Annotated in this window: 13 protein-coding genes and 1 pseudogene; 12 read left to right on the forward strand and 2 right to left on the reverse strand. The window is 46.5% G+C overall.

The window, feature by feature from the left end:
- Positions 1-11: 11 nt before the first annotated feature.
- The 6 genes and pseudogenes from tatA to BMY62_RS03725 form a co-directional block, all read left to right on the forward strand.
- Positions 12-173, forward strand: a pseudogene (tatA, locus tag BMY62_RS16675) (Sec-independent protein translocase subunit TatA); the annotation flags it as partial.
- A gap of 270 nt (positions 174-443) precedes the next feature.
- A complete protein-coding gene (tatB, locus tag BMY62_RS03705) occupies positions 444-845 on the forward strand; it encodes a Sec-independent protein translocase protein TatB (protein ID WP_090656806.1) in 402 nt (133 codons plus the stop codon).
- 69 nt (positions 846-914) lie between these two features.
- Complete coding sequence (tatC, locus tag BMY62_RS03710) at positions 915-1,682, forward strand: twin-arginine translocase subunit TatC (RefSeq protein WP_090656808.1); 768 nt, start codon at positions 915-917, stop codon at positions 1,680-1,682.
- A 160-nt stretch (positions 1,683-1,842) separates the two neighbouring features.
- On the forward strand, positions 1,843-2,451 hold the full coding sequence (locus tag BMY62_RS03715) for a hypothetical protein (protein ID WP_090656810.1): 609 nt from the start codon (positions 1,843-1,845) through the stop codon (positions 2,449-2,451).
- A gap of 121 nt (positions 2,452-2,572) precedes the next feature.
- The gene (locus BMY62_RS03720) at positions 2,573-4,969 is read left to right on the forward strand and encodes a heavy metal translocating P-type ATPase (RefSeq protein WP_090656812.1); all 2,397 of its coding nucleotides are present in this window, start codon (positions 2,573-2,575) and stop codon (positions 4,967-4,969) included.
- A 15-nt stretch (positions 4,970-4,984) separates the two neighbouring features.
- Positions 4,985-5,194 (forward strand): heavy-metal-associated domain-containing protein, encoded by a 210-nt coding sequence (locus BMY62_RS03725; protein ID WP_090656814.1) that lies wholly within the window; start codon positions 4,985-4,987, stop codon positions 5,192-5,194.
- A 304-nt stretch (positions 5,195-5,498) separates the two neighbouring features.
- On the opposite strand, the gene BMY62_RS03730 is transcribed toward BMY62_RS03725, so the two are convergent.
- Positions 5,499-6,185, reverse strand: a complete 687-nt coding sequence (locus tag BMY62_RS03730; protein WP_090656818.1) for an ABC transporter ATP-binding protein — start codon at positions 6,183-6,185, stop codon at positions 5,499-5,501.
- Between BMY62_RS03730 and BMY62_RS03735 the strand changes: the two genes are divergently transcribed.
- A complete protein-coding gene (locus tag BMY62_RS03735) occupies positions 6,184-6,837 on the forward strand; it encodes an arylesterase (protein ID WP_256207411.1) in 654 nt (217 codons plus the stop codon). The genes BMY62_RS03730 and BMY62_RS03735 overlap by 2 nt on opposite strands.
- Before the next feature lie 68 nt (positions 6,838-6,905).
- Here BMY62_RS03735 and BMY62_RS03740 read toward each other — a convergent pair whose 3' ends face one another.
- Positions 6,906-7,919, reverse strand: a complete 1,014-nt coding sequence (locus BMY62_RS03740) for an RluA family pseudouridine synthase (protein WP_090656825.1) — start codon at positions 7,917-7,919, stop codon at positions 6,906-6,908.
- Positions 7,920-8,440: 521 nt separating this feature from the next.
- Between BMY62_RS03740 and BMY62_RS03745 the strand changes: the two genes are divergently transcribed.
- The 5 genes from BMY62_RS03745 to groL all read left to right on the forward strand — a co-directional run bounded on the left by BMY62_RS03745 (position 8,441) and on the right by groL (position 14,624).
- Positions 8,441-11,074 carry an Rne/Rng family ribonuclease gene (locus tag BMY62_RS03745; RefSeq protein ID WP_090656829.1) on the forward strand — a complete coding sequence of 878 codons (2,634 nt, stop codon included), beginning with the start codon at positions 8,441-8,443 and terminating at the stop codon, positions 11,072-11,074.
- Between the two features lie 113 nt (positions 11,075-11,187).
- Complete coding sequence (locus tag BMY62_RS16460; protein WP_256207412.1) at positions 11,188-11,322, forward strand: hypothetical protein; 135 nt, start codon at positions 11,188-11,190, stop codon at positions 11,320-11,322.
- A gap of 80 nt (positions 11,323-11,402) precedes the next feature.
- A complete protein-coding gene (locus tag BMY62_RS03750) occupies positions 11,403-12,284 on the forward strand; it encodes a prephenate dehydrogenase (RefSeq protein WP_090656830.1) in 882 nt (293 codons plus the stop codon).
- 329 nt (positions 12,285-12,613) lie between these two features.
- Complete coding sequence (groES, locus tag BMY62_RS03755; RefSeq protein WP_090656831.1) at positions 12,614-12,904, forward strand: co-chaperone GroES; 291 nt, start codon at positions 12,614-12,616, stop codon at positions 12,902-12,904.
- Between the two features lie 67 nt (positions 12,905-12,971).
- A complete protein-coding gene (groL, locus tag BMY62_RS03760; protein WP_090656832.1) occupies positions 12,972-14,624 on the forward strand; it encodes a chaperonin GroEL in 1,653 nt (550 codons plus the stop codon).
- The last annotated feature ends 33 nt before the right edge of the window (positions 14,625-14,657 follow it).

Genomic DNA, 14,657 nt, shown 5'->3' on the forward strand with positions numbered 1-14,657 from the left:
AGGAGGCAGAAATGGGTACATTCAGTATCTGGCATTGGATCGTTGTATTAATTATCGTTGTTCTGGTTTTCGGTACAAAAAAACTGCGCAATCTTGGCGGAGATCTTGGCAGCGCCATCAAAAGCTTCAAGGAAGGCATGAAAGATGCAGATTCTGAAAAAAACGCATCCCACACTTCAGACCCTGACAGCCTCACATTTGATGATGAACCTACGAATAAAGAAACATTTGGCACGGAAACAGCCCAGAATACCAATAAACCAAACGAACAGAAATCCGATAACAACAATCATACTGTCGGCACACCCAAGGACAAGGAAAACTCCCAGCCTAAAACGTGACACAATTCATTGCGATTAATACTCGACAAAGCAATGATATATAGGCAATAGACGCTTCCAGCATTGTTGATTTGACAGTATCTGGCTATTTACGGCAGTAACATGTTCGATATCAGTTTTTTTGAAATTTTGATCATATCTATCATTGCTCTGATAGTCGTGGGACCTGAGCGGTTACCCCAGGTGGCGCGGACATTGGGTCATCTGATCAGTCGATGCCGGCAGTTTGTTTACAGTGTCAGAACCGACATTCATAATGAAATACGCATGGAGGAGCTAAAGCAGATGCATCACACCATGCAGGATACCGTGCAATCAATAGAAGACTCCGTACGCAAGGAGATAAACGAAATCAAATCGGTGACTGAATCTGAATCAAACAACAAGGCTGTTCAGACACACCCGAATGACTCCCGTTCGCGATCGGGGCCGGAGTCGGAAACAGAATCGACTGCTTCTACATCCCGCCAGCAATCAACTGACCACAACCAGTCTTCACCTTAACGGTCGCTCATATTTCTGATTTGCACCAATCATGACCACTCCATCGTCCACACGCCTCAGTTAGCCACCATGACCATTGAAGGATCGCTTTTATCGCACCTGGTGGAATTGCGCACCCGGCTGATTCGTATAATCAGCGGCCTGTTGATCGGTTTTATACCCTGCGCATTTTATGCCCGGGAACTTTACACAATGCTGGCACAGCCGCTATTGGAAAAACTGCCTCAAGGGGGACAAATGATTGCTACAGATGTCGCCACCCCCTTTTTTGTACCAATGAAAGTCGCAATGATGCTCGCCTTTGTCATTGCGCTGCCACATACGTTGTATCAGACCTGGGCCTTCATCGCCCCTGGCCTGTATACACATGAAAAGCGTCTGGCACTGCCACTCGTGTTCGCCGGCAGTTTGCTATTTTTTTCTGGTATGCTGTTCGCTTATTTTGCAGCTCTCCCTCTGGTGTTCGAATTTATCACCTATTTTGCACCGGAAGGCGTTGCTGTAATGACCGACATCAATAAATATCTCAGTTTTGTCTTATCCATGTTCATGGCGTTCGGCATAACATTTGAAGTGCCTGTTGTCGTGATGGTTCTCGTCAAAACCGGCTTTATTACGATTGAAAAACTTCGGGAGATTCGTCCTTACGTTATCGTTGGATCGTTTGTCATTGCTGCCATTGTTACACCGCCTGATGTCATTTCCCAGTTCATGCTGGCAGTCCCATTATGCCTGTTATATGAGGCCGGTATCATTATTGCTGCGCTGACTCTAAAAAAAGACAAACAAGAAAACGATAAAACAAGGTCAGATCATTCTGAAAATGACAACACATAACTATGATGAATAATCATAGTGATTGTTATTTCTGATCTTCCTTGCAATGGCCATTGCACATTGCACAAAGTTGAAGAAACTTATCCTTTCTTTTAGACTCAAAGTTTGGCTTCTGTAATTACTTTATTACAAATCAGAATCAATACGGTGAGGTAATATAATGCGCGTTAGCAAAAAAAGCTTGATTCTGGCTGCCTGGACTGCCGCCTTGATTTCAGCTGCCACAGCTGCATGGAGTCAGCCTGGCGAGACCAATGAATCCGAAGCGCAGCAATCCGCCAGGCAATCATTGATACCTGTTCCTGGCTCTAAACCCGATTTATACCCGCCGCCCCGAACCATGCAGCGTACAGGTACTGCAATTAAAGGGGCCAGGAACAGCATCAGCATCAAAAGCACCGATGCGGGTATTATTCATTGTCCACCTGCAACGATCCCTCAAAGTACGCCTTTTCCTCAAGCATCAGCGCAATCCGGCTGTATTAATTGCGGGGTCATTGACTTCATTCGTATCATTGGTCAGGAAAACACACACAGCGCGATCACCAGCGGTATCGTGGCGGGCACCATAGCAAAAGAAATTGTCGAGCACGGCGCACATCCGCATTCCGGCCGTACTGGTGGACATCATCCTGATTATCACGTGGGCGTTACCATGAATGATGGCACACAGCAAATAATCCGGGTTCCCGACGCATCTTACCTGCACCGCGGTGACAGCATTCAATTGATTGACGGCCTGCTGGTACCGAATCATTTCAATCATTAAAAATTGTCGGCTACACACTTGAATTTTACAATTTTTCACGCCATATGATAGTCATGACTGACATATTGTTTGTGTCGATGACAAACTATCGATTGACTGGACTGAAATATGACGAACAAAAATGAACACAGCCACGCTCAAGCAAATTGAGCTTCCAATAGCGGGCATGACCTGTGCAGCCTGCGCGGCCCGCATCGAAAAAAATCTGAATAAACTGCCGGGTGTAGAAGCGGTTGTCAATTTCGCCAGCGAGAAAGCGCGTGTCCACTATGACGACCGGCAGATCGAAACAAGTACGCTTATCCACGCTATCGAAAAGGCCGGTTTTCAGATCGCACCACAGATGCTGCAACTGCAGCTGTACAGGATGACCTGTGCCGCGTGCGGAGGACATATCGAGAATGCATTGAATGCGTTGCCCGGTGTCAAAGCACAGGTTAATGTTGCGACAGAAACAGCGAAAGTTGATTTCATACCCGGCCTGGTGACCAAAGACCAACTCATCACCACGGTCGAAAAAGCAGGTTATGGCGCCAAAGAAATCAGCGAAACAAATCATGCCGAAGAGAAAGCACGCCGTCAGGCCGCCTACCAGGCCGAACTGCGTTTATTCTGGATTTCAGCCGCACTCACTCTGCCTCTGGTATCGCAGATGGGCGCCATGTTTACCGGTCATGATATGGATGTGCTGCCGCGGTGGCTTCAATGGATGCTCGCAACGCCGGTACAATTCTGGATAGGCAAGCGTTTTTATACGGGTGCCTGGAATGCATTGCGCGGCGGCGGAGCCAACATGGATGTCCTGGTTGCACTGGGAACAAGCATGGCGTATATCTTCAGCGCTGTTGTAACGGCGTTCTCACTGGAACAGCATGTTTATTTTGAGGCCAGTGCGGCAATTATTACACTGGTGTTGCTGGGAAAACTGATGGAAGCGCGCGCCAAAAGCAGGACTTCAGATGCGATTGAGGCGCTCATCAAACTGCAGCCAAAAACAGCGCGTATCGAACAAGATGGTCAAATGGTTGAGGTACCTGCAGATACGTTGCAGGTAAACGATGTGTTCATCGTTCGCCCCGGTGAAAACCTTCCAGTCGATGGTATTGTTGTAGAAGGTTCTTCCAGTGTCAATGAATCGATGCTGACCGGTGAAAGCCTGCCGGTCAGCAAACAGCCCGGAACCAAGGTTTTTGCGGCAACCACTAATCAGCAAGGCATGCTTAAATGTCGAGCAACCAGCGTCGGCGCACAAACACAGCTTGCCGCCATTATACGCTTAGTCGAAGAAGCGCAAGGCTCAAAAGCCCCGATCCAACGCATGGCCGATACTATCTCAGGAGTTTTCGTGCCAGTCGTTGTCGTTATCAGCATTCTCACACTTGCCTTAACCTGGTGGCTAACCGGTATATTCGTAACAGCATTGATCCATGCCGTGTCTGTACTCGTCATCGCATGCCCGTGTGCACTGGGACTGGCAACACCGACGGCTATCATGGTCGGTACCGGGCGTGGTGCCCAGACGGGTGTTCTGGTCAAGAATGCAGCAGCCCTGGAACACGCTGAAAAAATTCGAACAATCATTGTAGATAAAACCGGCACTTTGACCGAAGGAAAACCCAAGGTAACCGATATCTTGCCCGTCCAGTCGATCAGCAAGACTGATTTGATACAGATTGCTGCATCGCTGGAACAAGGATCAGAACATCCGCTTGCTCTGGCTGTAAACGAATGCGGAAAAAAAATGAAGATTAAGCTTAAACCGGTAGCAGAATTTTCTGCTGTCGCGGGTGGCGGCATCAAGGCTCGAATAGAGAGCAGCCTGTATATCCTAGGCTCCCCCAGATTTCTAACACAACATAACGTTCAATTGGACAAATCATTAATCGTCACGTTGCAGACGGAAGGCAAAACAGTCATCGCTGTGGCGAAAACTGGATTGGATGACAGTCCACAGGTTCTGGGCTATCTTGCTATCGCAGACCAATTGCGGGATACATCTGTGCGCGCGATTGAACGCTTGCAGCAAATGGATATAAAAGTAGTTATGCTAACTGGCGATAACAAGATCACAGCTGACGCGATCGCCAAGCATACCGGCATCACTGAATACCGTGCTGAAGTATTACCGCAGGACAAAGCGGAAGAGGTCAGAAAACTGAAAGCAAATGGAGAATTTACCGGCATGGTGGGTGACGGCATCAATGATGCACCGGCATTGGCCGAAGCAGATGTTAGTTTTGCTATTGGTACAGGCTCGGATGTGGCTATTGAAACAGCAGATATTACGTTAATACGCAACGATCTGATGAGCGTGGCCGATGCCATTTCGCTGTCACGTGCCACACTCAGAAAAATACGCCAGAATCTGTTTTTTGCCTTCATCTATAATTCACTGGGTATTCCGCTGGCTGCAGTCGGCATGCTGAATCCGATTATTGCCGGCGCTGCCATGGCAATGAGCTCAGTATCTGTAGTCAGTAATTCACTATTATTGAAGCGCTGGCAAGCCAATCATTAAAGGAAGTGCAAATAAATGCAGACAACCACTATAAAAATTCAGGGAATGACCTGCCAGGGATGTGTCAACAGTGTCAAAACCGTACTTGGGAAACTGCCGGATATCAGCCGGGTTGAAGTCTCTCTCGACCCCGGTGAGGCCGTCATTGAACACAACCCGTCCACTGTGAGCGTTAATCAATTAAGAACCGCTATCGAAGATGCAGGATTTGATGTTATCGATTAACGAATTTGATCAGCATTAGCCAAGGTATTCTTAACTACCGGCTGATATCTGGTGACAAAAAAAATTTTCAGGTTTATTGCATTCAATAATGCATATCGTGCCAAACCGGATCATTTAGAAAACCTGATCGCCAGCACCGCTATCAACCCCACTATTCATCCTTCATTGTAATCTCATTATTGCCAAATCGAAGTTTGGCGCTTATAAAGCCATACCCGGGAGAAAATAATGTTCAATTAAACGGTTCTGATTAGAAACCCGGCCTGTCTGGTCTAATGAGATAGTTGGAATATTTAGCGGTCGTTCATGCCAGCATACCATCGACCAGTCGAATCTGACGAGAGCAGCGTTGAGACAATTCTTCATCGTGCGTCACCAACACCAGCGTTGTGCCGTGTTCACGATTGAGTTCAAACATCAGCTCGATGATCTGTTTACCGGTTGACGAATCAAGATTACCTGTCGGTTCATCGGCAAGCAATAGTTTTGGATCAGTGGCAAACGCCCGCGCGATTGCAACACGCTGCTGTTCACCGCCTGATAGTTGCTTGGGGTAATGATTTAAACGCATTTTCAAGCCGACGCGTTCCAGTAACTTGTAGGCAGTCGAATCGGCGGAGGGACTACCGGAGAGCTCGAGCGGCAACATGACATTTTCTAATGCCGTCAAAGCAGGCAGCAATTGAAACGACTGAAAAACAAAACCGAGAATTTTTCCACGCAGGGCCGCCCTGCTGTCTTCATCCAATGCAAAAATGTCTGTTCCATCCAGATGAACTTTACCGGACGTTGGCACATCCAAACCTGCAAGCAAACCCAACAGGGTCGATTTTCCTGAACCAGACGCGCCAACAATTGCGACAGCTTCACCGGCTTTCACTTCAAGGGTAATGTCCTTTAAAATAGTCAGTTTTTTGTCGCCGGTACTGACCTGTTTAGTCAGCGTATCAGTCTGTAATAATAATTCTTTAACAAGTTTAGGTGAAGCCATGAAACATTTCCTAACAATTATAGTTTTTTTCTTATTTGTAACACCCGGCGCTGCAACAGCGACCAGTCAGCAAACAACGACCATTATGGTGTTTGGAGACAGTCTTTCTGCAAACTATGGTATCCCAACAGAGGCCGGCTGGGTTCATCTGCTTGAACAACAGTTACTGGAACTGTCTCCTTTTTTTCGCGTAGTTAATACCAGCGTCAGTGGCGAAACCACCCTCGGCGGAAGAAATCGAATCACCCGGGCGATCGAACAACACCGTCCGGATATTGTCATTCTGGGTCTAGGCGCCAATGATGGTCTACGTGGTACCGCTATCAAAACAATTTACGAAAACCTTGAAGCGATTATCAAGATTTGCCAGCAAAACAATGCATCTGTCCTGCTCGTCGGCATGCAGCTACCGCCCAATTATGGCATGACCTATACGCAGAAGTTCCAAGACATTTACCCGCAACTTGCACATAACTATCAAACCGGTCTGGTTCCTTTTCTATTGGCCGGATTTGGTGAGAAACATGAGTTTTTTCAGAGAGATGGTATCCATCCAACCGCCTTGGCCCAGAAAAAAATCGCCGAAAATGTCTGGACTGTCCTGCGAACCATGATACACGATGATTTGGCAACCATTCATTCCGGAAGCTGAAACCCAGACTCACAATTATAAGATACAAATTTTCTCCAAAATTTATATTTCTGTAGTTTTCTTCGCTATTATGTCCATTTATTTACAGCCGCGTCTAGCCGTGTCATAAACGCCTGCAATTCCTCAGGCAGGGGTGCCTTAAGTTTTAGCCATTGCCCGCCTGACGGATGTTGAAACATAATACTGCCTGCATGTAAGAACATTCTTGCCAAAGTGGGCACCTCATCATACTTGTTGCGGTTTTTATTCAGCTTTTTGTTTAAAGCAAAATCACCATACTTGTCATCACCAACGATCGGATAACCCAGATGAGCCAGATGAACACGGATCTGGTGCGTACGTCCTGTTTTAAGTTCTGCATCAAGCAAACTAAAATTTTGCCACGCCCTAATCAGCTTGAACTGTGTATGCGCAGCCATCACTTTAGGCGCATCGTTACCATGAAACCGGGCTTTACTGGCTGTTGCGACCGCTACACGTCGCTCACCTTCCGTAGTCTTGTATTTAATTAACGGTATTGTTACATCCTGTTTCGGATTGGACCACTTTCCTTTTACCATAACGTGGTAATGCTTCTTGGTCTGACCTGTACGAATCTGTCGATGCAACTCAACCAGTGCACTGCGTTTTTTTGCCAGCAACAATACGCCAGACGTTTCCCTGTCCAGTCGATGTACCAGTTCAAGAAATCTGCAATCCGGTCTCTGCGCGCGCAACTGCTCGATCACACCAAAACTGACACCGCTTCCACCATGTACCGCAATTCCTGATGGTTTATTCACGGCCAGCAATACCGCATCCTCAAAGACAACATCAAAAGAGATAAAGGTGGATGGATGTTTCTTTTGCCGCTGCGAATGGTGTGTCGAAGCAGTGCGAACTGGTGGAATACGTAGTTGGTCGCCTTGCTGCAAACGGTAGTGAAAACCTACCCGTTTACCATTTACCCGCACTTGTCCGCTGCGCAACAACTGGTAAATATGACTTTTCGGTACGTTTTTAAAGCGTTTGAAAAAGAAATTATCAATTCGCTGATTGTCGCCGTCTTCAACAATGCTTTCAATTACAACTGATGCATTCAAAAGAAAATTTTGCCTGTGTGTTGTATTTTACTTATAATTACGTTTTTGTGATGTACAGTGTATTTTATTAAAGCGCGTAGTGGCGTAGTATTTTAATAAAATAGAAAGATGTAGTATCCGGATGAGATTATAGGAATTTATTTTTGATTTTTGTGTGTTGTGGTATCAGGATTTTCCGTTTTCTATTTATTCTTTTCTTGCTTCACTTCCTCCCCGATAGCGCCTATTTTACTTAACATCAGCCAAATCGCCAAATCAAACTGTCTTTTTTTAAATACAGTGAATGAAATATATATTCAAGATTCACGAATTTAATTCAATAATTTCTCATAATAGATAATATAATAATAAACAAAAAAGTCTGTTTCTGACAGACAAGCAGCCAAAAAAGCTTGTTTATAACAAAAATTGCTTATTCAAAACAATAAAACTAAAACACCATACCAATCCGGCTCAAATCTCGTCATCTCAATTATGTTTTTAAAAATTTATCATTGTGTAAATACACGTTAGGCATATAAATGAGACGAATGTTATTTAATGCAACACAACCCGAGGAGTTGCGTGTTGCAATCGTCAATGGTCAGAAACTGGTTGACCTTGATATCGAATCAATTAGTAAAGAGCAACGCAAAAGCAATATCTATAAAGCCGTTATCACACGACTAGAACCCAGTCTTGAAGCGGCGTTTGTCGATTACGGCTGCGAACGCCACGGATTTCTTCCATTCAAGGAAATTTCACCGTATTGCTTTGGAGAGCAATCGGATATATCTGCAAATCGCATCCAGAACCATCTTCATGAAGGCCTTGAATTGATTGTTCAGGTAGACAAAGACGAACGCGGATTGAAAGGAGCGGCATTAACCACCTATATCTCGCTTGCCGGGCGTTATCTTGTACTGATTCCTAATAACCCCAATAGTGGTGGCGTTTCCAGACGTATTACAGGAGATGAGCGTAATGAATTGCGCGAAGTCCTCGGTAAACTGGAAATACCTGAAGGCATGAGCGTCATCGCGCGCACCGCAGGTATCGGACGCAGCGAAGATGAACTGCAATGGGACCTGAATTATCTGACACAACTCTGGCACGCCATTGAAGAAGCGGCCAACAACCAGAGCGGCGTGTTTCTCATTTATCAGGAAAGCAGTCTGGTAATTCGCGCGATACGGGACTACTTCAATTATGAAATTGGTGAAATCCTGATCGATAACCGTGAAATATACGAGCAGGCCTGCCAGTTTATGACGCACGTAATGCCTGCCAATGTCGATCGCCTTAAGTTTTACCATGATGATGTCCCCCTGTTCTCCCGTTTTCAAATCGAACATCAGATCGAAACAGCCTATTCGCGGCAGGTAACTTTACCGTCAGGCGGATCAATCGTACTTGACCATACAGAGGCCCTGGTAGCGATTGACGTTAATTCAGCGCGCGCAATCCGTGGTGCAGATATCGAACATACTGCATTGAACACAAATCTTGAAGCTGCAGATGAAATTGCAAGACAATTGCGTTTGCGTGACCTGGGTGGACTGATTGTCATCGATTTCATCGATATGGACGCATCACGCAATCAACGAGAAGTCGAAGCGCGTCTTCACGAAGCACTGCGCCAGGATCGTGCACGCGTACAGGTCGGCAGGATTTCCCGCTTCGGACTTTTGGAACTATCGCGGCAGCGATTGCGCCCGTCACTGGGAGAAAGCAATTACACACCCTGTCCACGTTGCCATGGTACCGGACACATTCGGGGGACCGATTCGTCAGCGCTGCATGTTTTGCGTATTATTCAGGAAGAAGTCATGAAAGAACGCACAAGCGCATTGCATGTGCAGTTACCCATCGATGTCGCCACCTATTTGCTGAACGAAAAACGTTCGGAAATATACGAAATTGAAGAGCGTCTCAAGGTCGATATAACCCTGATCCCCAATATTCACCTGGAAACGCCCAAATACAAAATCACCAGGTTGCGTCATGAAGACATCAAACAAAGCGAGCTGCAGGCAAGCTATAAAATGGTCGAAAAGGTCACCGAGGATCTGATTCCCGAGTTAACAGAAAAAAAACCCAAACAGGAACGCCAAAAAGCGGTCGTCCAGGGTGTCACACCAGCGCAGCCCGCACCTGTTCGTGAAGAAAAATCCAGAGACTCCTCACTGCTGGACAAATTTTTCAGTTGGTTCAAACCGGCGCATAGCGAAGAAAACGGCGATAACCAGGAACAGGCCATCGCAAACGAGCGAATCATTTCATCATCTCAGGAAAAACCGAAACGATCCAGCCGCGGACGGGGTCGCTCGCGCAATCGTAGTGACCGTAAAGATTATATGCAATCGAAACAGTCTCCCAGGGAAACTGTTAGCCAAAGCTCCACAAACAGCAAACCCGACATGTTAACCAGTGAGCCACCTGCAACTGCTGAATCAGTCGATGCTGAAAAACAAAGCACGCAAAACAAGCAACAGCCTTCTTCACAAGAATTGAATCAGGGTGGAGCAACGTCACAACTGCTGTCGTCAGATACGCCCGTTTCTCCAGATTCCGAAGGAATTGAGAGTCCTGCAACAACACCGGACGAAAAGAAACGGCCACGCAGGCGCCGCAATACAAAACAGCGGGACCGTTCAGCCCGTAATCGAACGGCCACAGCTGCCAAACAAGAAGTTTCTGAACAGGCCGCGACCACCGCCGAAAATGAACCGGCTATTCAATCACCGCCAAAGTCGGACCATTCTGCTGAAGAAATCCCGGTCGTGTCGATGTCTTCTCCAGATGATTCACGGAATCAGTCTGAAGAGGATTCCACGCAACAACGTAATGCGGGGAAAAAAACCGCAACCGACGAAACGCAACAATCCGCAGATACGAGTGAAACGGCGACTACAGAACCTGCTTTCTCAGCCCGGTCATCGCAGCCAGAAGAATCGGGGGACACACCCGCACTCGAACCGGCAGAGCGTGTCGAGCAACCAACTGCAAAAGATCTGGATCTGGAGGAGAGCGGCCTGGTCATGATTGAAACGCCACCCGAAAAAATCGATTTGAAGGAAGATCAATCTGCACCTGCAAGAAGACCGAGACGCAAACCACAAAATACGATTGCGGCAGACACGGAAGAACTAATGCAGGTAGAAACTCGTAAGTAGCGCTCACGACAACCGTTTATATCGGCCGGTATCTACACTAGTGCTCTATCAACTTGATATTGCCTAATATCAGTGCATTGTCGGGGCAATGTCTTAATCGTCGATTAGCTGATATGGAAACTGTACGCAAAGAAGTCGATGCATGGACAACAACACGAAACCGATCTGCTATGACAATTGAGTGGCGATTTACAACTGAGGATGCACGGATAAAACTTAAACAGCTTTATCCGGCAATATCAAATTGAAATAGCACTAGTGCTCTATCAATATGATACTACCCAGATCTAATTGTAGATCGAACACTTAAATCATTATCAAAATATTCATGGCACTCATCACGCTGAACAAACTAGTTATTATCGGTGTCGGTCTGATTGGCGGTTCGTTTGGTCTTGCTATACGCAAGGCGGGCATCGCCAGTAATATAGTCGGCGTCGGGCGCAGTCAGGAAAATATGCAGCGCGCGCTGGCTCTTGGCGTGATTGATGAAATTGCAACGGATTTGACATCGGCGCTGGAAGGAGCTGATTTTATTCTGCTCGCCATGCCTGTCGGCCAAACCGAACACATCATGGCACAGATTGCACCATGTCTGGAACACAGTACTGTCATCTCTGACGCCGGCAGCACCAAACAGGATGTCGTCGCAGCAGCACGCAATCATTTAGGCGTTCATCTGAAAAACTTCGTTCCCGGACACCCGATTGCAGGTGCCGAATACAGTGGCGTTCTGGCAGCGCAGAATGACCTGTATATCAACAAACATGTCATTCTCACCCCTATTGAAGAAACACAAAAAATGGCAATCGAATTGACCTCAGCACTATGGCTGGCTTGTGGAGCGAAAGTCTCGCATATGCGAATGGAGGAACACGATGAGATACTCGCCGCCACCAGTCATTTGCCGCATATCCTAGCATTCACACTAATGAATTATCTGCACAAAAACTCAAATCATTCAGAAAATTTACTGCGTTTTGTCGGCAGTGGGTTTCGTGATTTCACTCGTATCGCCAGCAGTTCACCTGAAATGTGGCGCGATATCTGCTTAGCTAACCGGGAAGCGCTGATAAAACAGATAATAGCGTATCAGGAAGAGTTAAGCTGTCTACAGTCTATGTTGACAAACAGTGACGGAAAAGCGCTAAAAGAATCATTCTCTCAGGCGCGAAAAATGCGTGAAGACTGGTTGAACCGAGAAACTTGAATTCGCTTTTCTTACTACTGTCAGAAAGTCTGTTACTCTAAACAACAGTCACAACATATCAAATCTCAATATATCTGAACAGATTCGATTCTTCGATCCGGGTTTTCTTTCTGAACACCCCAATTGCACTTTTCCCTTTCACAACAAAAAAATTTCTTAATGATAGCCTTGAAATTCTTCGAAACAGGCCTTATTATTGCTAGCACTCATTGATAGCGAGTGCTAATATTTTTCCAGATTATAAAATCCTGGGCTTATCAGAACAGCATATCAATTGATTGACTCAATATTTCAAATAGTTGCGTAAATTTTTAATAGGAGACAAAAGCATGAAAATTCGTCCATTACATGACCGCGTAATCGTTAGACGGCTGGAGGAAGAGCGCAAAACAGCATCGGGGATCGTGATTCCAGACAGCGCCACTGAAAAACCCGATCAGGGTGAAATTCTGGCGGTCGGTAAAGGTAAAGTAGGCGATGATGGCAATGTACGCGCATTAGAAGTAAAAGTGGGCGATAAAGTATTGTTCGGCAAATATTCCGGTCAGGCTGTCAAAGTTGAGGGCGAAGAGCTGTTGGTGATGCGCGAAGAAGACATCATGGGTGTCATCGAAAGCTGATGTTATCCGGCTAAATTAAGATGTGTCTTGCAAAACTATAGGTTAAAGAATTAGGAGAAAGAAAATTATGTCAGCAAAAGAAGTAAAATTTGGAGATGTAGCACGCCATAAACTGATTGATGGAGTCAATATACTGGCTGATGCAGTTAAAGTGACGCTGGGACCAAAGGGTCGTAATGTTGTGCTGGACCGCGCATACGGCGCACCAACAATTACCAAGGATGGCGTTTCAGTTGCTAAAGAAATCGAACTGAAAGACAAGTTTGAAAATATGGGCGCTCAAATGCTCAAGGAAGTGTCCAGCAAAACATCCGACGTAGCTGGTGATGGAACGACAACCGCAACAGTACTGGCACAATCAATTGTTAAAGAAGGTATGCGCTATGTCGCCGCAGGAATGAACCCGATGGATTTAAAGCGCGGTATTGACAAGGCAGTCAGTGCTACGGTGGAAGAATTGAAAAAAATGTCAAAACCCTGTGCGACAGCAAAAGAAATCGCCCAGGTTGGCAGCATCTCTGCAAATTCAGACGCTGAAATTGGCAAAATTATTGCTGACGCGATGGACAAAGTAGGCAAAGAAGGTGTGATCTCGGTTGAGGACGGCTCAGGGCTCGAGAATGAACTGGAAGTGGTTGAAGGCATGCAGTTCGACCGTGGCTACCTGTCTCCTTATTTTGTCAGCAGTGCTGAAAAACAAATTGCACTACTGGAAGACCCTTATATTTTGCTTCATGATAAAAAGATATCCAATATACGGGACTTACTGCCTGTTCTGGAGCAAGTTGCCAAGGCCAGCAAACCATTACTGATTATCGCAGAAGATATTGAAGGCGAAGCGCTGGCTACACTGGTGGTAAACAACATTCGCGGCATCTTGAAAACATGCGCTGTTAAAGCGCCAGGATTTGGCGATCGCCGCAAAGCCATGCTTGAAGATATCGCCATTCTGACCGGCGGTACTGTTATTTCAGAAGAAGTTGGTTTGTCGCTTGAGAAAGTCACGCTGGACAACCTGGGTCAGGCAAAACGCGTCGAAGTTGGCAAAGAAAATACGACAATCATTGATGGCGCGGGTGATGCAGCCAATATCGAAGGCCGTGTCAAACAGATTCGCGCACTCATTGAAGAAGCAAGCAGCGATTATGATAAAGAGAAACTTCAAGAACGGGTAGCCAAACTTGCCGGCGGTGTTGCACTGATTAAAGTCGGCGCTGCGACCGAAGTAGAAATGAAAGAGAAAAAGGCACGTGTTGAAGATGCCTTGCATGCAACACGCGCAGCTGTCGAAGAAGGCGTCATTGCCGGTGGCGGTGTCGCACTGCTGAGGACAATTCCGGTTATCAATAAACTGAAAGGAGAGAACCATGATCAGGATGCCGGAATCAAGATCGTTATACGCGCACTTGAAGAGCCACTGCGTCAGATTGTGCTGAACTCGGGCGATGAACCTTCTGTTGTTGTTAACAAAGTAGTCGAGGGTAGCGGTAACTTTGGCTATAACGCCGCTACAGGAGAGTACGGGGACATGGTTGAAAGCGGCGTCCTTGATCCTACTAAAGTAACGCGCTCCGCACTCCAAAATGCTGCATCTGTTGCCAGTTTGATTCTGACTACTGATGCCATGGTTGCGGAATTACCGAAAGAGGAACCTGCCGGTGTCCCGGGCGGCATGGGCGGCATGGGCGGCATGGGCGGCATGGGCGGCATGGATATGTAATACGCCCAAAGCGTTATGGTTCATTGCCATAGC

The organism is Nitrosomonas marina (assembly GCF_900111605.1).
Lineage (GTDB): Bacteria > Pseudomonadota > Gammaproteobacteria > Burkholderiales > Nitrosomonadaceae > Nitrosomonas > Nitrosomonas marina_A.

Bases quoted from the DNA above. Each gene is read 5' to 3' on its own strand.
- tatB (WP_090656806.1), top strand. From the start codon at position 444: ATGTTCGATATCAGTTTTTTTGAAATTTTGATCATATCTATCATTGCT.
- tatC (WP_090656808.1), top strand. From the start codon at position 915: ATGACCATTGAAGGATCGCTTTTATCGCACCTGGTGGAATTGCGCACC.
- BMY62_RS03715 (WP_090656810.1), top strand. From the start codon at position 1,843: ATGCGCGTTAGCAAAAAAAGCTTGATTCTGGCTGCCTGGACTGCCGCC.
- BMY62_RS03720 (WP_090656812.1), top strand. From the start codon at position 2,573: ATGAACACAGCCACGCTCAAGCAAATTGAGCTTCCAATAGCGGGCATG.
- BMY62_RS03725 (WP_090656814.1), top strand. From the start codon at position 4,985: ATGCAGACAACCACTATAAAAATTCAGGGAATGACCTGCCAGGGATGT.
- BMY62_RS03735 (WP_256207411.1), top strand. From the start codon at position 6,184: ATGAAACATTTCCTAACAATTATAGTTTTTTTCTTATTTGTAACACCC.
- BMY62_RS03730 (WP_090656818.1), bottom strand. From the start codon at position 6,185: ATGGCTTCACCTAAACTTGTTAAAGAATTATTATTACAGACTGATACG.
- BMY62_RS03745 (WP_090656829.1), top strand. From the start codon at position 8,441: ATGAGACGAATGTTATTTAATGCAACACAACCCGAGGAGTTGCGTGTT.
- BMY62_RS16460 (WP_256207412.1), top strand. From the start codon at position 11,188: ATGGAAACTGTACGCAAAGAAGTCGATGCATGGACAACAACACGAAAC.
- BMY62_RS03750 (WP_090656830.1), top strand. From the start codon at position 11,403: ATGGCACTCATCACGCTGAACAAACTAGTTATTATCGGTGTCGGTCTG.
- groES (WP_090656831.1), top strand. From the start codon at position 12,614: ATGAAAATTCGTCCATTACATGACCGCGTAATCGTTAGACGGCTGGAG.
- groL (WP_090656832.1), top strand. From the start codon at position 12,972: ATGTCAGCAAAAGAAGTAAAATTTGGAGATGTAGCACGCCATAAACTG.